Annotated in this window: 20 protein-coding genes and 2 pseudogenes; 11 read left to right on the top strand and 11 right to left on the bottom strand. The window is 51.3% G+C overall.

Annotation, left to right across the window (positions count from 1 at the left end):
• Positions 1-98: 98 nt before the first annotated feature.
• Positions 99-1760, top strand: a complete 1662-nt coding sequence (locus LA337_23365) for a putative transporter (GenBank protein ID UBI16049.1) — start codon at positions 99-101, stop codon at positions 1758-1760.
• On the opposite strand, the gene LA337_23360 is transcribed toward LA337_23365, so the two are convergent.
• From LA337_23360 to LA337_23350, 3 genes are read right to left on the bottom strand one after another with little or no spacing between them, the layout of a single operon-like run.
• Positions 1757-3241, bottom strand: coding sequence for a sulfatase (locus tag LA337_23360; protein UBI16048.1), 1485 nt, complete (start codon positions 3239-3241; stop codon positions 1757-1759). The genes LA337_23365 and LA337_23360 overlap by 4 nt on opposite strands.
• A gap of 9 nt (positions 3242-3250) precedes the next feature.
• Complete coding sequence (locus LA337_23355; protein ID UBI16047.1) at positions 3251-3580, bottom strand: PTS sugar transporter subunit IIB; 330 nt, start codon at positions 3578-3580, stop codon at positions 3251-3253.
• A 27-nt stretch (positions 3581-3607) separates the two neighbouring features.
• The gene (locus LA337_23350; protein UBI16046.1) at positions 3608-4933 is read right to left on the bottom strand and encodes a PTS sugar transporter subunit IIC; all 1326 of its coding nucleotides are present in this window, start codon (positions 4931-4933) and stop codon (positions 3608-3610) included.
• A 441-nt stretch (positions 4934-5374) separates the two neighbouring features.
• Here LA337_23350 and LA337_23345 point away from each other — a divergent pair, with 441 nt between their 5' ends.
• Positions 5375-6790 (top strand): aryl-sulfate sulfotransferase, encoded by a 1416-nt coding sequence (locus LA337_23345; protein ID UBI16045.1) that lies wholly within the window; start codon positions 5375-5377, stop codon positions 6788-6790.
• 98 nt (positions 6791-6888) lie between these two features.
• Here the strand turns inward: LA337_23345 and LA337_23340 are convergent, their stop codons facing one another.
• Entirely contained in the window at positions 6889-7752 is an 864-nt protein-coding gene (locus LA337_23340; GenBank protein UBI16044.1) for an AraC family transcriptional regulator, read from the bottom strand.
• A gap of 166 nt (positions 7753-7918) precedes the next feature.
• Here LA337_23340 and LA337_23335 point away from each other — a divergent pair, with 166 nt between their 5' ends.
• Together LA337_23335 and LA337_23330 are read left to right on the top strand one after the other, a co-directional pair.
• Positions 7919-9634 carry a solute:sodium symporter family transporter gene (locus tag LA337_23335; protein ID UBI16043.1) on the top strand — a complete coding sequence of 572 codons (1716 nt, stop codon included), beginning with the start codon at positions 7919-7921 and terminating at the stop codon, positions 9632-9634.
• Positions 9631-10587 (top strand): annotated as a pseudogene (locus tag LA337_23330) (sulfatase-like hydrolase/transferase). Before LA337_23335 ends, LA337_23330 begins: the two are co-directional and overlap by 4 nt.
• On the opposite strand, the pseudogene LA337_23325 reads toward LA337_23330, so the two are convergent.
• Positions 10492-10746, bottom strand: a pseudogene (locus tag LA337_23325) (hypothetical protein). The pseudogenes LA337_23330 and LA337_23325 sit on opposite strands and share 96 nt — an antisense overlap.
• Between LA337_23325 and LA337_23320 the strand changes: the two are divergent.
• Positions 10714-11124, top strand: a complete 411-nt coding sequence (locus LA337_23320) for a DUF4976 domain-containing protein (protein ID UBI18543.1) — start codon at positions 10714-10716, stop codon at positions 11122-11124. The pseudogene LA337_23325 and the gene LA337_23320 overlap by 33 nt on opposite strands.
• Positions 11125-11173: 49 nt before the next feature.
• Here the strand turns inward: LA337_23320 and LA337_23315 are convergent, their stop codons facing one another.
• Entirely contained in the window at positions 11174-11623 is a 450-nt protein-coding gene (locus LA337_23315) for a hypothetical protein (GenBank protein UBI16042.1), read from the bottom strand.
• Between the two features lie 107 nt (positions 11624-11730).
• On the opposite strand from LA337_23315, the gene LA337_23310 reads away from it, so the two are divergent.
• From LA337_23310 to LA337_23300, 3 genes are read left to right on the top strand one after another with little or no spacing between them, the layout of a single operon-like run.
• Positions 11731-12078: a DUF202 domain-containing protein gene (locus LA337_23310; protein UBI16041.1), complete on the top strand. Its 348-nt coding sequence runs from the start codon at positions 11731-11733 to the stop codon at positions 12076-12078.
• Positions 12068-12430 (top strand): DUF202 domain-containing protein, encoded by a 363-nt coding sequence (locus tag LA337_23305; protein ID UBI16040.1) that lies wholly within the window; start codon positions 12068-12070, stop codon positions 12428-12430. Before LA337_23310 ends, LA337_23305 begins: the two co-directional genes overlap by 11 nt.
• Complete coding sequence (locus LA337_23300) at positions 12427-13539, top strand: anaerobic sulfatase maturase (GenBank protein UBI16039.1); 1113 nt, start codon at positions 12427-12429, stop codon at positions 13537-13539. Before LA337_23305 ends, LA337_23300 begins: the two co-directional genes overlap by 4 nt.
• A gap of 12 nt (positions 13540-13551) precedes the next feature.
• On the opposite strand, the gene dsdA is transcribed toward LA337_23300, so the two are convergent.
• Both dsdA and dsdX read right to left on the bottom strand, forming a co-directional pair.
• Positions 13552-14874 carry a D-serine ammonia-lyase gene (gene dsdA / locus LA337_23295; GenBank protein UBI16038.1) on the bottom strand — a complete coding sequence of 441 codons (1323 nt, stop codon included), beginning with the start codon at positions 14872-14874 and terminating at the stop codon, positions 13552-13554.
• Between the two features lie 17 nt (positions 14875-14891).
• A complete protein-coding gene (gene dsdX, locus LA337_23290; GenBank protein UBI16037.1) occupies positions 14892-16229 on the bottom strand; it encodes a D-serine transporter DsdX in 1338 nt (445 codons plus the stop codon).
• A 229-nt stretch (positions 16230-16458) separates the two neighbouring features.
• Between dsdX and dsdC the strand changes: the two genes are divergently transcribed.
• Positions 16459-17385, top strand: a complete 927-nt coding sequence (dsdC, locus tag LA337_23285) for a DNA-binding transcriptional regulator DsdC (protein ID UBI18542.1) — start codon at positions 16459-16461, stop codon at positions 17383-17385.
• A 78-nt stretch (positions 17386-17463) separates the two neighbouring features.
• Complete coding sequence (locus LA337_23280; protein ID UBI16036.1) at positions 17464-18546, top strand: cellulase family glycosylhydrolase; 1083 nt, start codon at positions 17464-17466, stop codon at positions 18544-18546.
• Here the strand turns inward: LA337_23280 and emrD are convergent.
• The 3 genes from emrD to tisB all read right to left on the bottom strand — a co-directional run bounded on the left by emrD (position 18473) and on the right by tisB (position 20896).
• A complete protein-coding gene (gene emrD / locus LA337_23275) occupies positions 18473-19657 on the bottom strand; it encodes a multidrug efflux MFS transporter EmrD (protein UBI16035.1) in 1185 nt (394 codons plus the stop codon). The two genes, LA337_23280 and emrD, sit on opposite strands and share 74 nt — an antisense overlap.
• Before the next feature lie 192 nt (positions 19658-19849).
• Positions 19850-20683 carry a DMT family transporter gene (locus LA337_23270; protein UBI16034.1) on the bottom strand — a complete coding sequence of 278 codons (834 nt, stop codon included), beginning with the start codon at positions 20681-20683 and terminating at the stop codon, positions 19850-19852.
• Positions 20684-20806: 123 nt separating this feature from the next.
• The gene (gene tisB, locus LA337_23265; GenBank protein ID UBI16033.1) at positions 20807-20896 is read right to left on the bottom strand and encodes a type I toxin-antitoxin system toxin TisB; all 90 of its coding nucleotides are present in this window, start codon (positions 20894-20896) and stop codon (positions 20807-20809) included.
• Positions 20897-21417: 521 nt separating this feature from the next.
• Between tisB and ivbL the strand changes: the two genes are divergently transcribed.
• The gene (gene ivbL, locus LA337_23260) at positions 21418-21519 is read left to right on the top strand and encodes an ilvB operon leader peptide IvbL (protein ID UBI16032.1); all 102 of its coding nucleotides are present in this window, start codon (positions 21418-21420) and stop codon (positions 21517-21519) included.
• The last annotated feature ends 51 nt before the right edge of the window (positions 21520-21570 follow it).

Below are 21570 nucleotides of genomic sequence, written 5' to 3'. Positions count from 1 at the left end.
AAATGACGGGGCTTTTTTGTGCTTTACCACCCATACATTGCGACTGTACTCTGCGAGAATCCATTTACTTAATGATGTTATTCACAGGGAACAGGATAATGAGTGATATAGCATTGACGGTCAGCGTTCTGGCATTGGTGGCGGTTGTCGGATTATGGATCGGCAACATAAAAATACGTGGTGTTGGTTTTGGCATTGGAGGCGTGCTGTTCGGCGGCATTATTGTCGGGCATTTTGTCGATCAGGCAGGGATGACCCTGAGCGGCGACATGCTGCATTTTATTCAGGAATTTGGCCTGATTCTTTTCGTCTACACCATCGGTATTCAGGTGGGGCCGGGCTTTTTTGCGTCACTGCGCGTTTCCGGGCTGCGGCTGAATCTGTTTGCCGTACTGATTGTTATTATGGGTGGCCTGGTCACCGCGATCCTGCATAAGATTTTTGCCATTCCCCTTCCCGTGGTGCTGGGAATATTTTCCGGTGCGGTGACCAATACCCCGGCCTTAGGCGCGGGCCAGCAAATTCTGCGCGATCTGGGTACCCCTGCTGATGTAGTGGATCAGATGGGGATGAGCTATGCCATGGCCTATCCTTTTGGTATCTGTGGTATTTTGCTCACGATGTGGCTGATGCGCCTCATTTTTCGCGTTAACGTCGATGCCGAAGCCCATCAGCATGAATCTACGCTGACCAACGGACACGCGCTGATTCAGACGATGAACATCCGCGTGGAAAACCCAAACCTCAACAATATGGCGATTCAGGATGTCCCGATTCTGAACAGCGATAAAATCATCTGCTCGCGTTTGAAACGTGAAGAGACATTGATGGTGCCGTCGCCAGGGACAATTATCCAGATGGGCGACCTGTTACACCTGGTCGGTCAGCCTGGCGATCTGCACAACGCGCAGGTGGTGATTGGGCAGGAGGTGGACACATCGCTGTCGACGCGAGGTACCGATTTACGCGTTGAGCGCGTGGTGGTGACCAACGAACAGGTACTGGGTAAACGAATCCGCGACCTGCATTTCAAAGAGCGTTACGACGTGGTTATCTCCCGTTTGAACCGTGCGGGGGTTGAGCTCGTAGCCAGCAGCGACGCCAGCCTGCAATTCGGGGATATCCTCAATCTGGTGGGGCGTCCCGCGTCCATTGATGCCGTCGCCAATGTTGTCGGTAACGCGCAGCAAAAACTGCAGCAGGTGCAGATGCTGCCGGTATTTATTGGTATCGGGCTGGGTGTTCTTCTGGGTTCAATCCCACTGTTCATCCCGGGGTTCCCGGTGGCGTTAAAACTGGGTCTGGCCGGTGGGCCGCTGATCATGGCCTTGATCCTGGGGCGTATTGGCAGCATTGGTAAGCTGTACTGGTTTATGCCTCCCAGCGCTAACCTGGCGTTGCGAGAATTGGGGATTGTGCTGTTTCTCGCGGTAGTTGGTCTGAAGTCAGGCGGTGATTTTGTCGATACCCTGACGCAGGGCGATGGCCTGAGCTGGGTGGGCTACGGGATTTTCATTACTGCTATTCCGCTGATTACCGTGGGTTTGTTAGCTCGTCTATTTGTCAAAATGAACTACCTGACGCTGTGCGGCATGCTGGCTGGCTCAATGACCGATCCCCCTGCGCTGGCGTTTGCTAACAACCTGCATGCCACCAGCGGGGCGGCGGCGCTCTCCTACGCCACCGTTTACCCGCTGGTTATGTTCCTGAGGATTATCACGCCACAGCTGCTGGCGGTGATCTTCTGGGGGCTGGGTTAGACTGTTAAACCCAGCCGAATAAACTGCTCTGCCGGGGCGTCGCTTTCATGTAACAGGCGCACCAGCAGGGCAATCATCCGCGCCTCCACCTCTTTATCATCGATTGGCGTAAGCTGTTGCGGATCGGTGTGTAAATCGAACAACAAATTACCCGTGCGATTGATCCCTGGATATTTCTCACGCGACGGAATACGTAATGTTTTTACGCCTTTAGTGAAGCTAAAAGGAGGGGCCAGTGTGAACGACTGTAATTCCTTCACATCAAAGCGTGTGTTCATCTTGATGGGCATCAGGGTGTAGTTAGCGATGTCATTCTCACGTCCGGGTAGCGCGGCGCGCATATAGACATAGCGACCATCAGTGACATTGACATGCCCGCTGAATACGCCAAACAGTGCCGCATCACGCACAGGAGTGTCATCCTCAAGAATTTTCGCCAGTGGATGTCCTTGCACATCGGCAGGGATCGGTTGATTAAAGAACTCCAACAGCGTGGGGGCCCAGTCAATCATCTGTACCAGCGCGTTGCGATGAACTCCCCGTTGACCACCACGTGGATCCCAGATAAACAACGGATTGTTTGCCACTTCGTTATAGTACGGCATCTGGTTTTTGGCCCACCACCCATGCTCTGCGAGCAGAAAACCATGGTCGGTACCGACAATGAGCATCGTGTCGTGCCACATGTCAAAGCGGTCCATCATGTCGAGAATACGTCCCAGGTTGTGGTCGCACATCGACACCAATGCACGGTAGCGACAGCGAATATGCTCTACAGCCTGATCGCTCTCTTCCACCTTACCGCGTGGCCAGTCGTAATGCGGCCCCTCCCAGCTATCCTGATACAACGAGAGATAGGCTTCGGTGGTATAAAACGGCTCATGGGGATCGAACGTTTCAACCTGTAGTAACCAATTATCCTGTTGATGGTTTTTTTCAACAAACTCACAACCCGCAGTAAAAACACAAGATTGCGGGAAGTCTGCTTCTTGTTGGATATAGTCACGGTTGACCCAGTCTTGCCGCCATAACCCGGACTCACCGCCCCCAGTCTGTTTCTGTGGGACACGTAGTACCTCTGGAATGGTTGGATCTGCAACGCTGGCTTTCCAGTGATCGCCTTCCTGACCACGAATGATTTCCCACGTGTTATAGCGGTTGTGATAGTTACCGCCACCGTCCTCCCAGTAGTGCAGATGGTCGCTAATAAGATGCGTATAGATCCCCGCCTTTTTCAGCAACTCCGGCATTGAGTCATCAAATGGCTCCAGCGGCCCCCACTCCCTGTGCAAAAAGTTATGTCGACCAGTGTGCAGCTCTCGACGGGCGGGCATACAGGGCATGCTGCCAACATAACTGTTGTTGAACGTCGTACAGTGTGCTGCCAGGCGCTGAAAGTTAGGAGCCTGGGTTACCATATCGCCGTAAGGTGGCAGATAATGTTTATTCAGGCTGTCGAACAACAGGATAATTGCTTTCATCTGCGCTCCTTAACGGGGAGATAACAGGTGCGGGAAATGCGCCTCAATCACCGCATAGATCTGCTTACCGATAGTCTCTCCATCCATGATATTTTCGATGGGAATAAGGTACTGGCCATGGCGAGGATCCAGACTGACGACATCAATCAGTTTTTTAGAAATAGCATAGATATCTGCCCATTCAGTAAAGCCACCCACTTCGCCAGCGGCGGTATGTTCCATCGCAAATTCAAACTGAAAATCATATTTAGCCAGTGCTTTTTTTACGACCGTTTGCAACATTACGCTACTACCGACACCATAGCCGCAAACAAACAGAAGATTAATTTTGTCTTTCATGACGATATCCTTTTTATGCGAAGTTAGTTAGCCCGCGTAAGGGCCCAGATTGAATACAGAGGCGATCAGTTTCAGTAATTCACAAATGGCAGGCCATAATGTTGCCCAGTCAAATATACCGGTCCAGCCAACCCCTTCTGCTGCCAGGCCTGTTAAGGGAATTGCCCATACTGTGCCGAAGGTTTGAATAATCCCCAGCAGGAATGTACAAATGATAACGGAGCGATAACCCCCCATCCGGTTGGCTAAAACGCCAATGGGACCGCCGGAGAAGAAAAGGGGCACGAAACCAGGTAATACCATAATAGGGCTTTTGGTAATAAGCAGGATCCCCATAGAGAATATGGTGCCGAAGGTACAGAAGATGAATCCAAGCGTGGCTGCATTTGGTGAAAAAGGTAATAACGCGGCAACATCTACTGCCGGAATTGCATCGGGAATTAGACGATCTTGCCAACCCTTAAAGGAGGCATTTATTTCCCCAACCATCATTCTCACGCCCTGCAGGAGAATGACCATATACATAGAAAACTGCAGTCCGAGGTTAATCACATAGATATACCAGGGTTTGCCTTTTGCCATCAATTGAACATTTTCAATACCGGTCGACAGCAAAAATCCGCCGACGAACAGCGTCATCACAATGGCAATAGCGGTGACGTTATGGTTAAAAATCGCCAGCCAGCCGGGGAGCTTCATGTTTTCGGCATCCTGCTTTTCAGCATCGCCAAACAGGTGGGCGAATTTTGAAAAAAACCAGATCCCGAGCATCTGATTATGAGCGATAGTAAAACCGGCATTATTGGTGATTTTAGCAACGGGTTTAGCAATTAACGTTGTGGCAAAGGCCCAGAAAACACCCGTTAAAACACCCGCAATGATGATTGACTGTACCCAGCCAAAGCCCAACCAGAAGACGATCAACCAGAGTACGGCCTGCGAGTGGGAAACCCCGGTATTACCGGTTAAGAAAATCCCTTTTACTCGCGTATAGCGACCAAAAAGCACCAATAAAAGGTTGGTAAAAAACGCCAGTACGAAGACGTAACCGACGTAGCCAAAGTTATCCCCGAGGGCTATTTGGGTAGCCGCTTTCATGGCATATGAATCCATTAAATAACCATGAATACCGTAGGATTTACTAACGGCATCTGCGACAGGCTTAAAGGTGGCCGAAAATTGGAATCCGCCAAATAACACCATCATCAACCCGACCATCGCGCTGACCATGCCCGTTATAATTTTAATTGGCGGCTTTTTATCAAGGGCATAACCTAAACCCACTAACAAACCAATTAAGATAGCGGGCTCTGTTAAGAAAGATTGTATTACATCGATAAATTCAGAAAACATAACTCAGTCAACCTCCGTGATATCCGCTTCCAGATCAAAGTTGTTGGTGCTCATTCAATAACGGACGACTATTTATTTCTGCGACAGATTTTTATGAAAACAAAACCACCATAATAATCAAAATTGCTCAATAAAAGATTGGTTGTGATTTTTTGTGATTTAATTTGCAAAAATAAGAGATTGATAAATAAAGTGCATTAAAAATAATGTGTTATTTATTTTGTGAATTTTATTTTTATATGGATATGCGTGATGTTTATTTTTGATTTTATTTATATATAAAATGTGGATGTTTTATTGTTTTTTATTTTTGTTGATTATTGATTGTTGCACTTACAGTGTAAAAACATATCAGTGCATCGCCAGGTATACTCGGTTGCATGATAAAGCTTACTGTGGAAATAAGACTATTCCATAGACTAATAAATAAAGGACTGAAAAATGGATACAACCTATACTGTTAAACTTAACCCTTATGATCAAAATAAGCTCTGCGCATTAATTCAGTTAGATAATACAGAGGCGGTAAGATTTGATTATACTGTGCAGGGTAAAATATCTAATGCCGATTTTTATTACAGCACAGATGAATACTCTACTAATACTCAAATTATCGTTGTGGGTCTGTATGCTGACTATCTTAATACGATCACATTGAATATTTATAAGGCGGATAGTGAAACAACCACTTTCTCGGTAACAATCTCAACAGAGGGCCAGGACTACGGCGATGTGCCGCTGGCGCTGACAATCAATATTGATGACAGCGAGATGGCGGAAAACACCTTAGGCCAGGGCTGGTTTGTCACCAGTGCCTGGAATGGCTATGACATTAATGGCGATCTGCGCATTACCGGCCTCTTCCCCTGGATGTACGGTAACCTGAAGATCATCGACAATGCGTTGTGGTCAGCGTTAACCAGTGAAACGTATGACCCCGATAAGCATGCATTTGCCCCCGCCTTGTATCGTTTTAACCTGGCGGGTAACGTTTCGCAAACTTATACCGCACCTGCTGGTTATGGTTTTCATCACGACATCACTACGGATGGGAAAGGTAATATTTGGTTGTTGGGTTCGTTGCTGGATAACTGGAGTGATGAGCAAAAACTGGAGTGTGTAATTTATAAATATGACATCGCCAGTGGAGCGTTACTCTGGCAGCGTGATTACTCTCAGGAGTTTTTAGGGGCCACGGTGCTGGATAATACTGATACCAACGATGTGCATTTTAATAGCCTCGAATATGTAAAAGAAACCAATCAGTTAATCGTTAACTCACGTTCAAGCTGTACTATTATTGGCCTAAATATTGACTCTGGCGATCCTGAGTGGATTATTGATAATCCGGATTTCCCGGTGTTGGCTAGCCCAATCAATTTGAGTGTGGTGAATACCGACGATTTTAACTATCCCAACGGAGAGCATGCGGTCTTTATTACGCAAAACAGCAAGTACCAGGCCTGGAGGGGTGAAAATAAGTTCGTCCTTTCTCTGTTTAACAATAATTCCTGCGCGGATGAGAGTGGGAATGAGTTGGTTCGCATCATTGAATCTGATCCCGTCTCTTATACTTCAGCAGAGCTTGATTCCCTGCCTACTATTCTGGCTGTCGATTTAACCGCTTCAACGGTAGAGAGATTGGATCTGTTTAGTTTTCCTGGCCAACGTAGTGAGCTTACATCGTCGGTCTTTGATGTAGGTAATGACTATTACAATGTCTATTTTGGTGCAGAACAATCCTTCTTTGTCTTTGATACAGATAACAATATTGGCCTTTCTGTTTACAATATTGATACGGGATTAGGCTATCGTGGCCGCATCTTTACGTATGAGGAATTACGCTCACTGATCTAATGTTGTCATCTTTTTCGACATTATTTTGCTACTTTCAGGTGGACGTATCAAAAATGGTTGTCCACCTGGTATCTACGAATGATGCCGGGATTGTCATTTCACTTCTCATGTTTAAGCACTGCCGAGGGTGCATAGCCAAACTTGTGTTTAAAGGCTTTGCTGAAATGAAATGAGTCAAAAAAGTTAAGCATATCTGCCACCTGTCCGACCGTATTCCCTTCCTGCTTTAACAGTGATAGCGCCAGTTCCAGCCGGGCATCGAGATAATATTCCTTCGGTGTTTTACCGGTGTAACGTAAAAAAAGACGACGTAGCCAGGCTTCGCTGCAGGGGATGGTGGCCGCCATATCCGCCACGCTCCACCGCCTTTGCAGGCTGGCATGCAGAGTGGCAATCAGTTTTTCAATTTGTATCCGCTGTGGGTCTTTTTTACCTTCGGCGTAAATAAGACAAATCCATTGATAAATTATTTTTGTGAGAAAAGCGACGGCCAGATTATTTTTCATTGAGTCTTGTGACGTAATTAATCGCGAGACCTCGGCCAGTTCTTGATTATAAATATCACCATTATAAATAATGCTTTGCTGGCGTAACGGAATATCCATTACGCTGGTTGGAGTGAATTCCATCCAGTATTGTTCCCATACTAATCCTTCACAATGATAAGACTGAATGTCTGTTGGTTTTAAAAATATTATACAATTTCCGGTGAGGGTAATGTGTTCGCCGCCTTTTAGCAGGATTTTCCCACAGCCCTGGACGGTATAGACAGCAACCCATGAATTAGCTATCAGTGGCTTTTTCTTATCGCGTGGCCAAATAACCCGGTAATGTTCGTCGGCATAGGTGTGCCACAGCGAGATCAATGAAATTCCGCTTGAGATCACATTTTCGTTAATCAATAGGGGAATATTGTACGTAGTTTCGTTTTTTACATGCGAACTTTGCATCTTTCCATTCATTTTAATTTCCCGCCGGAGAATTATGCCCACAACCTGAACTTAACAGAAAAAATCCGTTCAGGGATATGACGTTTTTATTTTAAGAAATCTGACTGCCTGACCCGGTGCGTAATACCTCCGATTTTCCCTACCGCTGCCGGGACATAATGATAAAAAGGGCTATGAGATGAATACGCTACAAATTCTAAGCTTTGTGGGTTTTACGCTGCTGGTGGCGGTAATCACCTGGTGGAAGTTACGGAAAGCGGATACCGGATCGCAACAAGGATATTTTCTGGCGGGGCGATCGCTAAAAGCGCCGGTTATTGCTGCGTCGCTGATGCTAACGAATCTCTCGACGGAACAACTGGTAGGGTTAACCGGCCAGGCTTACCGCAGTGGAATGTCGGTAATGGCATGGGAAGTTATCTCAGCGATCCCGCTCATTTTTCTGGCGCTGATTTTTTTGCCGCGCTATCTGCAGCGCGGCATTGCTACTATTCCGGACTTTATTGAGGAGCGTTATGACAAAACGACCCGCATTATCATCGACTGCTGTTTTTTAATTGCCACGGGGATTTGTTTTCTGCCGATCATTTTGTATTCCGGCGCGCTTGCCTTTAACAGTATGTTTCATGTTACTGAAACCTTTGATATTTCCCAGCATACGGCAATTTGGTTGATGGCGGTGGTATTGGGGATTAGTGGTATTTTGTACGCCGTGGTCGGTGGGATGCGTGCCATCGCTATTGCCGATGTGATCAACGGTATCGGTCTGGTGATTGGCGGTCTGATGGTGCCACTGTTTGGCCTGATGGCAATGGGTAAAGGCAGCCTGAGCGAAGGGATTACGCGCTTAACGCAGGATCACAGCCAGATGTTGAATTCGATTGGCGGGAGCAACGACCCGGTACCTATCGGCGCGGCGCTGACCGGGCTTATTCTGGTGAATACCTTCTACTGGTGTACGAACCAGGGAATTGTTCAACGTACGCTGGCGTCAAAAAGCTTATCAGAGGGACAGAAAGGGGCCTTATTGACGGCGGTGTTGAAGATGCTGGATCCGCTGATTCTGGTATTGCCTGGCGTTATCGCCTTTCACCTTTTCCAGGATCTCCCAAAAGCGGATATGGCTTACCCGGCGCTGGTAAACAAAGTCATGCCGTTGCCGCTGATTGGCTTTTTCAGCGCCGTATTGTTCGGCGCGATCATCAGCGCGTTTTGCGGTTTTCTCAACAGCGCCTCGACACTCTTCAGCCTCGGTATTTATCGTCGACTGATTAACGAGCAGGCCAGCCCCGATAAACTGGTCAGCGTGGGACGTCGCTTTGGTTTTATCGTCGCGGTTATTTCTGTGCTGGTTGCGCCGTGGATTGCGTATGCGCCACAGGGGCTTTACAGCTGGATGAAACAACTCAACGGCATTTACAACGTACCATTGGTGACCATCGTTATTATGGGCTTCTTTTTCCCCCGCATCCCGGCGTTGGCGGCGAAGGTTGCGATGGGGCTGGGTATCGTCAGCTACATCACCATCAACTATCTGGTGAAATTCGAGTTCCACTTCCTCTACGTGCTGGCCTGTACCTTCTGCATCAACGTGGTGGTCATGCTGGCTATCGGTGTTATCAAGCCGCGTGCCACGCCGTTTAAATTCCATGATGCTTTCGCGGTCGACATGAAGCCGTGGAAAAACGCGAAGATCGCCTCTGTTGGCGTCCTGTTTGCGATGATTGGCGTTTATTCTGGTCTGGCGCAGTTTGGTGGTTACAACTCTCGTTGGCTGACAATCTTCAGCTACGCCATCACGGCAGCAGTAGTGATATACCTGATTTTCAGCAGTTGGCAGTCGCGGCGTATCTCTACTGAACACTGTGTCTCTGACGCTAAGGATAAAGCATGACCCGCCCTAATTTTCTGTTCATTATGACCGATACTCAGGCGACCAATATGGTCGGCTGCTACAGTGGTAAGCCGCTGAATACCAATAATATTGATAGTCTGGCGGCGGAAGGTATTCGCTTCAATTCCGCTTATACCTGCTCACCGGTCTGCACCCCGGCCCGCGCGGGGTTGTTTACCGGTATTTATGCCAACCAGTCTGGTCCGTGGACCAATAACGTCGCGCCGGGGAAAAACATTTCCACCATGGGGCGCTACTTCAAGGATGCGGGCTATCACACCTGCTACATCGGCAAGTGGCATCTCGACGGGCATGATTACTTTGGTACCGGCGAGTGTCCACCCGAGTGGGATGCCGACTACTGGTATGACGGGGCCAATTACCTGGCAGAACTGACGGATAAAGAGATCGGTTTGTGGCGTAACGGTCTGAACAGCGTGGAGGATTTGCTGGCCAACAATATCGACAAAACCTTCACCTGGGCGCATCGTATCAGCAACCGGGCGGTCGATTTCCTCCACCAGCCAGCGCGTAACGATGACCCCTTCCTGATGGTGATTTCCTACGACGAGCCGCATCACCCGTTTACCTGTCCGGTGGAGTATCTGCAGAAATATCAGGACTTTTACTACGATCTGGGCGCGAAAGCGCAGGATACTTTGTGCGATAAACCTGAGCATCATCGCCTGTGGTCGCAAGCGATGCCGTCTCCGGTGGGTGAAGACGGACGCTATCACCATCCACTCTATTTTGCCTGCAACGATTTTGTTGACGATCAGATTGGCCGGGTGATTGATGCCTTAACGCCAGAACAGCGGGAGAATACCTGGGTTATTTATACCTCCGATCACGGTGAGATGATGGGAGCGCATAAGCTCATCAGTAAGGGGGCGGCGATGTATGACGACATCACGCGAATTCCGCTGATTATGCGCCCGCCGCAGGGAGAACCGATGCAGGTAGACACGCCGGTCAGTCATATCGATCTGCTGCCGACGATGATGGCGCTGGCGGGCATTGAGCAGCCACAAATCCTGCCGGGTGAAAACATCCTTAACATTGAAAAGCCACGCGGCGTGATGGTGGAGTTCAACCGTTATGAGATTGAACATGACAGTTTTGGCGGATTTATTCCGGTACGCTGCTGGGTGACAGACGACTGGAAGCTGGTGCTGAATCTGTTTACCAGCGATGAGCTTTACGACAGACGAAACGATCCCGATGAGCTACACAACCTGATAGATTCGCCACAATTGGCCGACGTTCGCTGCCAGATGCACGATGCTCTGTTGGACTATATGGATAAAATCCGCGACCCGTTCCGTACCTACCAGTGGAGTTTACGTCCGTGGCGTCCGGACGCCGTACCGCGCTGGATGGGCGCTTTCCGCCCACGCCCGCAAGATGGCTATTCTCCGGTGGTACGCGATTACGACACCGGTTTACCAACCCAGGGCGTAAAAGTGGAGGAGAAAAAGCAGAAGTTCTGAGGGAACGCCCTGCCGGATCGGGTTCTCACGCCGCCATCCGGCAGGCTGGTCAAACTGGAGAAGCACCGCCGAGAAAGGAAAATATCAGCATGAGCAGAATGATGCCGCAGATAATGGCAATGCCAAAAAGCAGAGCATGAAAGGCAAGTGTCGCGCCGCCGAAGAACATTGCGCCATGAATACTCCAGCGATTTTCTTTACGCATGCCGCCGATAAACGCACATATCAGCGCGATGACGGCAAGGGCGATGCCGCTGTTATCCAGTATTTTATCGATATCAGTGGCAGTTTTTTTCGCAGCAGCGGGCGGTTGTTCCCCTTTCAGACCGGCAAGAATCCCTTTTTTAACGGCGGATACCTTCTCTGCCACCACGCTTTCCAACGCTGGCGGTGGGGCGGAAAAGGGGCCAAAAGAGAAATGGAAAATGCCGAGAATCAACGCAATGGCGCCAAATAGCATTCCCAGTGAACTACATTTGTTTTGCGATATGATGTCCATCAGACCTCCCTGTGCTGGTTCAGGTAGAGGGTATCAGCATTCCGCTGTACGAAATTCTGAAAATGACCAGACAACGTAGCTGAGCTATGAATGAAAAAGGAGTTTGGATGAAGATTTCCCGCCTTGGAGAAGCCCCGGATTATCGCTTCTCGCTGGCAAATGAACGTACCTTTTTGGCGTGGATCCGTACCGCGTTGGGATTTCTGGCGGCGGGCGTTGGTCTTGACCAACTGGCTCCGGATTTCGCCACGCCGGTCATTCGTGAGCTTTTGGCGCTGTTACTGTGTCTGTTTGCCGGTGGCCTGGCGATTTATGGTTACCTGCGCTGGCTGCGTAATGAGAGGGCAATGCGTCTGAAAGAGGATTTGCCGTATACCCATAGCCTGTTAATTATCAGCCTGATTTTGATGATCGTCGCGGTGATTGTCATGGGACTGGTACTGTATGCCGGATAGCCGTAAGTCGCGACGTATCGCCGACCCGGGATTACAACCGGAGCGAACATCGCTGGCCTGGTTTCGTACGCTGCTGGGCTATGGCGCGCTAATGGCGCTGGCGCTGAAGCACAACTGGCATCAGGCGGGCTTTCTGTTTTGGGTTTCAATTGTGGTGCTGGCGATGGTGGCCATCGTACTTTGGCGCTATACCCGTAGTCGTACCCTGATGGATGTTACGCATAGTGATTTTTCTGAATCTCGCGCGGTGCGTGACAAATTTATGATCTCCCTCGCGGTGTTATCCCTCGCAATACTGTTTGCTGTAACGCATGTTCGCCAACTTATTGCATTTATCGGGAATTTAGCATGACAGGATGTCAGGTCATGGCCAAGCCGGCCAGCTCTCGTTGTAACCTTGATTGTCGTTACTGTTTTTACATTGATAAACCCACTCAACCCGAAATGGATGATGCCACCTTAGAGACGTTTATTCGCCAGCATATTGCCGCGCAGCCGGGGTCTGAAGTGATGTTCGCCTGGCAGGGTGGAGAGCCAACCCTTTGTGGTATCGACTTTTTTCGCCGCGTAGTGACCTTGCAAAAACAGTACGGGCAAGGGAAGCAAATCCATAATGCTTTCCAGACCAACGGGATTTTGCTCAACGACGAATGGTGTCAGTTTTTACGTGAAAACGGCTGGCTGGTTGGGATTTCCCTGGATGGCCCTGCCGAGTTGCACGATGCGTATCGCGTTAACCGTAGTGGAAAACCGACTCACCATAAGGTGGTGGACGCCATTGCCAGGCTGCGTAAGCATCAGGTGGAGTTCAATCTGCTGGTGGTGGTTAATTCTCTGAACAGTCAGCGGCCCGGGTTGATGTATCACTACCTTCGCCAGCTTGGCACGCCGTTTTTGCAGTTCATTCCGCTGGTTGAATATGATGAAAAAGGCGAGCTTACCGCCGAATCTGTCCCGCCGCAGGCATGGGGAACCTTCCTGAATTCCGTCTTTGATATCTGGGTCAGAGAAGATATTGGTCGCGTATTCGTTCAGTTATTTGATTCAACCCTGGGCGTATGGTGCGGGCATCCGGCGCAGATGTGTTCGCTAAGCTCCACTTGCGGGCATGCGTTTGCTCTGGAAGCGAATGGCGATCTGTATCAATGCGATCACTATGTCTACCCTGATTTTCGCCTGGGTAATATTCATCACACGTCGCTGAGTGAGCTCAATGCCAGCCCGCAGGTAACGGCGTTTGGTCAGTCCAAGAAGGCCACGCTGAGTGCGGAATGTCAGGCGTGTTCGTTGTTACGCTTTTGCCATGGTGATTGTCCAAAGCATCGCGACAGCAGTGGAAAAAGTGCGATTTGCGGCGGGTACAGCGCTTTCTTCAACCATACCGCGCCGCATATGCGCGTGATGCGTGACCTGCTTAAGCAACATCGCTCACCGATGGAACTGATGGCGATGCTGCGTTAAGGTCAGCAACGTTTAACGCCCTTTGGCCAGATACTGCGCCATTTCTTCTTCAGGTACCATGCCGCCGCCGGTCGCCCACACCAGGTGGGTGGCGTTATTGAGCTGCTCTGCGCTGAAGCCGTGCATCTGCTGATAGTCAGCAGAGGCGCATACGCGTTGCGGACCGGCCATCCCGGCCAGCGCCGACGGCTCAAGGCGAATGCCTTCTTCCTGCGCCAGCCAGCCCAGCATGTCGTACATCGTCTGATCGTCCAGGGTGTACAGACCGTCGAGCAGACGTTCCATCGCCCGGCCAACAAAGCCGGACGCACGACCTACCGCCAGCCCATCCGCCGCCGTCAGGTTATCGATGCCGATATCCTGCACGGAAATCGTATCGTGCAGCCCGGTATAAATCCCCAGCAGCATGCAGGGGGAGTGGGTCGGTTCGGCGAAGAAGCAGTGCACGTTGTCGCCGAAGGCCAGCTTCAGGCCAAACGCCACGCCGCCAGGACCACCGCCGACGCCGCACGGCAGGTAAACAAACAGCGGATGGTCGGCATCCACCACGCGTCCTTGCTGGGCAAACTGCGCCTTCAGACGCTGGCCCGCGACCGCATAGCCTAAAAACAGCGTGCGGGAATTTTCATCATCGATAAAGAAACAGTTCGGATCGGATTCTGCCGCCTTACGACCCTGCTCAACCGCCACACCGTAATCTTCTTCATACTCCACTACCGTCACGCCGTGACTGCGCAGTTTGGCTTTTTTCCACGCGCGAGCGTCGGCAGACATATGCACCGTCACCTTAAAGCCGATACAGGCGCTCATAATGCCAATCGACATGCCGAGGTTGCCGGTGGAGCCTACCGCGATGCTGTACTGGCTGAAGAACTGTTTGAACTCAGGTGAAAGCAGAATGCTGTAATCGTCTTGTGTGGTCAGCAGACCGGCTTCCAGCGCCAGTTTTTCCGCGTGTGTCAGCACTTCATAAATACCACCACGCGCTTTAATTGAGCCGGAAATCGGCAGATGGCTGTCCTTCTTCAGCAGGATTTCTCCGCGGATAGGCTGCCCGTACTCTTTTACCAGCCGTTTTTGCATCGCCGGGATCGCGGCCAGCTCGGATTCGATAATGCCGCCGGTGGCTGCGGTTTCCGGGAATGCCTGCGCCAGATACGGCGCGAAGCGCGTCAGACGAGCATGGGCATCCTGAACATCGTGCTCGGTCAGGCCAACGTACGGTAAACCTTCCGCAAGAGAGGTGGTGCCAGGGTTAAACCAGGTCGTCTCCTTGAGAGCGACCAGGTCTTCCACTAAAGGATACTGGGCGATAAGTGTTTGAATATTTTCCATAGTCAGTCTCTTTGCGTTTAAATAATAAAGGAAAGCAGGAATGTGCAAACCAGTGCAATCACGGACGCGATAAATGTCGCGGTCGTATAGTATTTGAACGTCTCATTCAGGGTGGCGCCGCAGTACTGCTTCACCAGCCAGAAGAGGGAATCGGTCACGATCGTGCAGCCAATAGCGCCGGAGCCGATGGCAATGGCGATGATCTCCGGGCTAACGTTAGGATAGAGCGGCAGCATCGGTGCCACGATAGCCGTCGCCCCCATCATCGCCACCGTGGCGGAGCCCACTGCGGCATGCAGGATTAACGCCACCAGCCAGGCCAGCAGAATCGGGTGCATGTGCATGTTTGAGAGGATCAGTGCGAGGGTATCCGCCAGCCCGCTGCTCTTGAGGATAGCGTTGAATGCGCCGCCTGCGCCGATAATCAGCAAAATGTTAGCAATCGAGCCAAAACCGTTTTCGGTGTGGGTCAGTAGCGCCCCCATGCCGATATGCTGACGCAGACCGAGAATGTAGTAGGCCACGAAAACGGCAATAAACATCGCGGTGATCGGGTTACCGATAAACTCCAGCAGCGTATACACCGTGCTGCCTTTCGCCATGTTCAGCTCTGCGACGGTTTTTACCAGCATCAGGGCAATCGGCAGCAGAACGGTAAACAGCGTAGCGCCCAGCGACGGCAGTGTACTTTCGTCGCGCACTTTGAGGTCGGAAAATTCAGCCGGAACCGGTTTAAACGGCAGACGGTTACCGAGGAATTTCAGGTACAGCGGACCGCCGATCAGTGAGGCCATCAAACCGACCAGTAAACCGTAAACAATCACGGTACCAATGTCCGCACCCAGCTTATTCGCCACGAACAGGGCGGCCGGATGCGGCGGCACGACGCAGTGTACTGCCATCAGCGCCGTACACAGCGGAATCGCCAGCTTCAGGAGTGATGTATTGGTCTTTTTGGCAATCGAAAAAGCCAGTGGAATCAACAGCACCACGCCGACTTCAACAAACAGTGTGATCCCGCATATCAGTCCGACCAGTACCATAATGACGTCAGCGGAAAGCCAACGGCAGCGCTGCAGCGTCAGTCCGATGCGTTCGGCCGCGCCTGAGACTTCCATCATTTTGCCCAGAATGGTTCCAAGGCCGATAACCGCGGCGAGGAAGCCCAGCGTACCGCCGATGCCACTCTCAATGGCATTGACCATATCCAGCGGCCCCATACCCATCATCGTACCCACGAAGAAGCTGGCTAACAGCAGCGCCAGAAACGGGTGGAATTTGAACTTCACGATGGTCAAAACGATTAACACGATGCTTATCAGCAGCGTGCTCACAACCCAGATTTGAGAGTGCATAGCTCACCTTGCCCTGTGATTAATATAGGGGTATTGGACAAAAATAAGGCAGGGTCTGACAAACGATATAAATCCCCTTTCACATGAGCCAGATTGCATCAAATGAGTGATTTACGTCTAATTGCGTCTGGTTTTTGCGATATAGTTCACTTTGATTCATCTTTATGCTGATTTTTGCAGCGAACTTTTTTACACTCCGGCGAATGAATCAGGAGGACAAGAGGTGAGTATGGATCCCGTACGCGAGGTCAGAAATCGTCTGCTCAATGGCTGGCAGTTGTCAAAACTGTATACTTTTGAAGTGGCTGCGCGGCATCAGTCGTTTGCGCTGGCAGCAGACGAGCTGTCATTAAGTCCCAGCGCCGTCAGCCATCGGATTAATCAGCTGGAAGAGGAGTTAGGCATTCAACTGTTTGTCCGCTCGCACCGCAAAGTGGAACTCACCCACGAAGGCAAAAGGGTTTTTTGGGCGCTGAAATCGTCGCTGGACACGCTCAACCAGGAAATTCTTGATATCAAGAATCAGGAGCTCTCGGGGACGCTCACAGTCTACTCGCGGCCCTCTATCGCTCAGTGCTGGCTGGTTCCGGCGCTCGGTGATTTTACCCGCCGTTACCCGGCAATTTCACTGACTATCCTGACCGGCAATGACAACGTCAATCTGCAGCGTGCCGGGGTCGATCTGGCTATCTATTTTGACGACGCGCCTTCCGCGCAACTCACCCATCACTTCCTGATGGATGAAGAGATCCTGCCGGTATGCAGCCCGGACTACGCTCGACGCCATGACCTTACCGGATCGCTGGTGAATCTGCCGCACTGTACGCTGCTGCACGACAGACAGGCGTGGAGTAACGATTCCGGGACCGATGAATGGCACAGCTGGGCGCAGCATTTTGCAGCAAATCTGCCGACATCATCGGGAATTGGTTTCGATCGCTCTGATTTAGCGGTCATTGCGGCAATGAACCATATCGGCGTGGCGATGGGCCGAAGGCGGCTGGTGCAAAAACGTCTCGACAGCGGAGAGCTGGTCGCGCCTTTTGGCGATATGGCGCTGAAATGCCATCAGCACTACTACATCACCACGCTGCCCGGCAGGCAGTGGCCGAAAATCGAGGCGTTTATTGGCTGGCTACAGGAGCAGGTTAATTAGGCAGGTCGCGAATATTTTTTACGCTTTCTCTCTACACGGAAAGTGAAAAAGCATGCTAAATACGTGATATCACTCCTGATGATTTGCGTAAGGACGACCGTGTTAAAGCCGATTGTTTCCCTTTTGCTGTTAGCCAGCGCCACCGTATATGCCACGCAACCTGCGCTGACGGCGGCGCAGTATGCCCAGCAGCTTGGCGTTGGGATGGACGTAGACTGGGCGCGGACCGATCGGGGTATACGTGAATTCGATCCGCTGGTGGTGCGGGATTTTAAGGCGAAAGGGTTGACCCACGTGCGCATTCGCGTGGCGGGAGAGCCCACGGAGGCGCGGCTTATACACTTGCGTAAACTGGTGGAAGCCTGTGAGCAGTATGGCGTGATCCCGATAATCGCCTATCAGGCTGACGAATATAAAAAAGACCCCAGCGCCGGTAACGAAAAAGAGGTGGTTAACTGGTGGGTGGCGGTGGCGCATTACTTTGGTCAAAGCTCGCCGTTGCTGGGTTTCGACCTGATATTTGAACCCTCTGATAAGCTCAACCATAATCAGGCGTCGCTCAATCGGGTGTATGATAAAACCATTCGTAACATCCATGCCATCGACCCGCAGCGGATGATTTTCATCGCGCCGCGACTGCGTGCTGCACCGGAAGATTTGCTTAACCTGAAACTGCCGCCGCAAAGTCAGAATACCGTGCTGGCCCAATGGCATATTTTTCCGTGGGGACCGCTGAAAAATAACGGCAAATACCCGTGGACCTCAGGGACTGCGGCAGAAAAGGCCGCTATTCGCGCCCGCATCAATACCGCCGTTCATTGGCAGCAGAAAACTGGTCATGTCAGTTGGGTAGGAGACTGGTCGCCAGGAGAAACCATCAGGAACGCGCCTTCAGCCTCACAAATGGCGTTTGCCCGCTTTATGGCGTGCGAGCTGAAGAAAGCGAAAATTCCCTATGCTATCAATGCGGATACACAGTTCTATGATGGCGAGGAGGGTGCCTGGCGTCCGACGCTGGAGCCGCTGCTGACGACGATGATCGCGCCTGAATGCGAAAAGCCCGGCGATAAGCCGGGCCATCATACGCTTAAACCGCCTGTCCCTGATGCGACACGCGTGACGCCAGTGGAATCCAGCAAACAAAAATCAGCAGCCCCATAAGGGTCATCAACAATCCCAGACTGGCTTGTCCGGTCTGCGGCAGCATGGCAGAGAACCACGCCAGCACGCCGGAACCAATGTTTTGTAATCCCCCGACCAGCGCGCCGGCAGTGCCTGCCAGGAATGGGAAAGGTTCCATTGCGCCGCTGGTTGCCAGCGGAAACAGCATTCCGGCACCGAAGAAAAACAGCGCGGCGGGAACCAGCAGCGTCCAGACGTTCATCACGTCGAACAGCCCAGGGATCCACATCATCAAACCGGCGACCAGACAGCAGATAACCGACTGCCACATCAGCGTCGAGAAACGCTTGTTCGGGCGACCGGCGAACCAGGCGCCGAAAAACGCCGCCGGGATGGGCAGAATAAACAGGATACTGACCACCATACTGCTCAGACCGAGCCGTGCGCCCAACAATACCCCGGAGCAGGCTTCGAAGACCGCAACGCCTGCCAGACCACCGATCAGCATCAGCACGTAACAGGTGAAAGCGCTGTTGCCAAACAGCGTTTTATAGCTGGCGATAAGCCGTGGGCGCGGGGCACCTGCAGGGCGCGTTTCCGGCATCCAGCGCGCCATGCTAAACGTGACGCCCGCGCACAGAACCAACAGGAAGATGTAGCACGCGCGCCAGTTCCACAGGGTATCCAGCATGCCGCCAATCAATGGCGCCAGCAGTGGGCTGACCAGAATCCCCATGTTTAACAAACTATTCGCGTGGCGCAACTGCGAGCCTTCGTACAGATCGCGCGGTAAGGTTCTCGCCATCACACCGCCGACGCCCGTTCCCATCCCCTGAATTGCACTGGCGATAATCAGTACCGTCAGGCTGTGAGTGGTAATCGCGACCAGCGTGGCCAGCATAAAAATAGACATTCCGGCGAGGATCACCGGGCGGCGGCCAACGCGATCGGAAAGCGGGCCGTAAAACAGTTGTGACAGGCCGTAGGTCAACAGGTAGGCGGCCATCACACTTTGCACCGCCCCTTCGCGAACGTTCAGTTCACGCGCCATATCAGCAATTGCGGGGATATAAATGGTTTGCGCCATCTGACCTACCGCCACCAGTAATACCAACATCAACAACAAATTGACGCTTCTATGCCTTTTCATTTCGCTGATTACTTTTAAAAAAGAGAAAAAAGAAGAATAAGGTGCTGCACTTTCCCGTAAATGCGCGTGGAATCTACCACAACAGAAAAAGAAGGCCAGATAGTAGGCTGGAATGTTTAGGGGGTGGACGGCAGGAAATGTAAACAAAAAGCGGCAACAAATGTTGCCGGATTGCATCGGGTTACAGCACGATCAAGACAAACGTAGTAATACCGCGCCTACGGCAATGCCTGCGGCCGCGACAAGACGTATTCCGGCAACCTTTTCTTTCAGCAGCAACCACGCGAGCAGAGCGCCAAACAGAATGGATGTTTCACGCAGCGCCGCGACTACAGCCAACGGAGCCTGGGTCATGGCCCATAGCGCCAGACCGTAAGAACCCATCGTGCCAATCCCGCCAAGAATACCTTTCTTCCACTGCTGTACCAGATAGCGCGACGCTTCCCGGCGCCTGGCGATCATCGCCCAGGTGAGCAGGCAAGAGCCGTTCAGAAAGAAGGTCCACAGCGTATAACCCAGCGCGGTTTCTGATAAGCGTACGCCGGTGCCATCAACCAGCGTGTAACCGGCGATAAAGCAGGCATTAATGAGCGCCAGTACGATCCCGCGTTGCGAGCTGCTGCGTCCGTTAAATGCCATACCGAGAATGGCCAGACAGATCGTGGCAATCCCCACCCACGCCAGCATAGACAGACTATCCCCAAGGAACAGAACGCTGATAATTGCGACCAGCAGCGGCGCTGTACCGCGCATTAACGGATAGGTCTGGCTCATATCCGAAACCTGATAGGTTTTGGCGACCAGGACCGTATACACCACTTGTAGCGCGGTTGAGACGGCCAAAAACGGCAGGCTGGCGGCGGAAGGTTGAGGCGCGAAGGGTAAGCAGATCAATGCCATAATCGCTGCTGAGCCGCTAACGCCGATCGCCGAATACAGTTTATCGTTTCCAGCTTTGACGATGGCGTTCCAGTTGGCGTGCAGCAGCGCGGCGAACAGCAAAATGCAGAAAACAGAAAGCGTCATGGTGGAATTCTTCCCTGAGAATGTCATAAAAACGTAACATATTGGCGCGACACAAGCACCAGGGAGAAGGTGAAAGGGGAGCGGAGTGTTACCCGCCCCCCTTTGGTGCGACTTGAATCTGAATTACTTAATGTATTTCAGAACGGCATCAAGGAGTTGCAGTGCTGCAACAATGAGTTTGAGGATAAGAATAGCGATATCCACGAGGCTCATACGCTCTCCTTTTGGTACAAGGAGCACGGTGCTGACGTACCTCGCCGCTGCCTGTTGCCAGCACCTTTGTTGACATAACACAGTGTGCTCACACGGGGGTTAAGGCGCTGACGGCACCACCCGTTTCAGCCAGGACTTTGATGCGCCGGTTTACGATGCGGCCCCCGTATAACACATTGCGTACCGAGACATTATAGATAAATACTGTATAAATTAACAGTATTTTATGGACGTTACGCCATTCATGTCCCATACTCAAAACCATCAAAATTCGTGCCGAAATTGCGTGTTCTTCGCAGAACGCGTATACTTTTTTCGTTGACATAACACAGTGTGTTCGGCGGCTACCAACCGCACAGCGCTGAAAAAACCTCGCTCCGGCGGGGTTTTTTGTTTTTCGGCCAGGTCCTGTGAAATGTGATCGTTGACGCATTTTTATGCAGATGAAAATTTTTCCATTGTCACGCTGAAAAACCTGTGTTTGTATAAATCCAGTTAATCAACAAACAGACAGGTCCCTAATGAACCCTTCCATGCTGACTGCGACCCTACTAAAAACTGCGCCATCTCGCGCAGCGGTCGTCGTGCGTGTGGTGGTGGTGGTCGTCGGCAATGCGCCGTAGGGTCCGAATCAACACACGATTCCAAAACCCCGCCGGCGCAAACCGGGCGGG

The organism is Citrobacter europaeus (assembly GCA_020099315.1).
Taxonomy (GTDB): Bacteria; Pseudomonadota; Gammaproteobacteria; order Enterobacterales; family Enterobacteriaceae; genus Citrobacter; species Citrobacter europaeus.
Note: the sequence above shows the minus strand (reverse complement) of the source record. Positions and strands in the feature narration are given on the sequence as shown.

Excerpts from the sequence above, each read along its gene's own strand:
- LA337_23315 (UBI16042.1), bottom strand. The coding sequence starts at position 11,623 with ATGGACATCATATCGCAAAACAAATGTAGTTCACTGGGAATGCTATTT.
- LA337_23340 (UBI16044.1), bottom strand. The coding sequence starts at position 7,752 with ATGAATGGAAAGATGCAAAGTTCGCATGTAAAAAACGAAACTACGTAC.
- LA337_23345 (UBI16045.1), top strand. The coding sequence starts at position 5,375 with ATGGATACAACCTATACTGTTAAACTTAACCCTTATGATCAAAATAAG.
- LA337_23320 (UBI18543.1), top strand. The coding sequence starts at position 10,714 with ATGGTGGAGTTCAACCGTTATGAGATTGAACATGACAGTTTTGGCGGA.
- LA337_23365 (UBI16049.1), top strand. The coding sequence starts at position 99 with ATGAGTGATATAGCATTGACGGTCAGCGTTCTGGCATTGGTGGCGGTT.
- LA337_23305 (UBI16040.1), top strand. The coding sequence starts at position 12,068 with ATGCCGGATAGCCGTAAGTCGCGACGTATCGCCGACCCGGGATTACAA.
- LA337_23280 (UBI16036.1), top strand. The coding sequence starts at position 17,464 with ATGATTTGCGTAAGGACGACCGTGTTAAAGCCGATTGTTTCCCTTTTG.
- LA337_23335 (UBI16043.1), top strand. The coding sequence starts at position 7,919 with ATGAATACGCTACAAATTCTAAGCTTTGTGGGTTTTACGCTGCTGGTG.
- tisB (UBI16033.1), bottom strand. The coding sequence starts at position 20,896 with ATGAGCCTCGTGGATATCGCTATTCTTATCCTCAAACTCATTGTTGCA.
- LA337_23300 (UBI16039.1), top strand. The coding sequence starts at position 12,427 with ATGACAGGATGTCAGGTCATGGCCAAGCCGGCCAGCTCTCGTTGTAAC.
- LA337_23350 (UBI16046.1), bottom strand. The coding sequence starts at position 4,933 with ATGTTTTCTGAATTTATCGATGTAATACAATCTTTCTTAACAGAGCCC.
- LA337_23355 (UBI16047.1), bottom strand. The coding sequence starts at position 3,580 with ATGAAAGACAAAATTAATCTTCTGTTTGTTTGCGGCTATGGTGTCGGT.
- dsdC (UBI18542.1), top strand. The coding sequence starts at position 16,459 with ATGGATCCCGTACGCGAGGTCAGAAATCGTCTGCTCAATGGCTGGCAG.
- LA337_23310 (UBI16041.1), top strand. The coding sequence starts at position 11,731 with ATGAAGATTTCCCGCCTTGGAGAAGCCCCGGATTATCGCTTCTCGCTG.
- emrD (UBI16035.1), bottom strand. The coding sequence starts at position 19,657 with ATGAAAAGGCATAGAAGCGTCAATTTGTTGTTGATGTTGGTATTACTG.
- LA337_23270 (UBI16034.1), bottom strand. The coding sequence starts at position 20,683 with ATGACGCTTTCTGTTTTCTGCATTTTGCTGTTCGCCGCGCTGCTGCAC.
- dsdA (UBI16038.1), bottom strand. The coding sequence starts at position 14,874 with ATGGAAAATATTCAAACACTTATCGCCCAGTATCCTTTAGTGGAAGAC.
- dsdX (UBI16037.1), bottom strand. The coding sequence starts at position 16,229 with ATGCACTCTCAAATCTGGGTTGTGAGCACGCTGCTGATAAGCATCGTG.
- LA337_23360 (UBI16048.1), bottom strand. The coding sequence starts at position 3,241 with ATGAAAGCAATTATCCTGTTGTTCGACAGCCTGAATAAACATTATCTG.
- ivbL (UBI16032.1), top strand. The coding sequence starts at position 21,418 with ATGAACCCTTCCATGCTGACTGCGACCCTACTAAAAACTGCGCCATCT.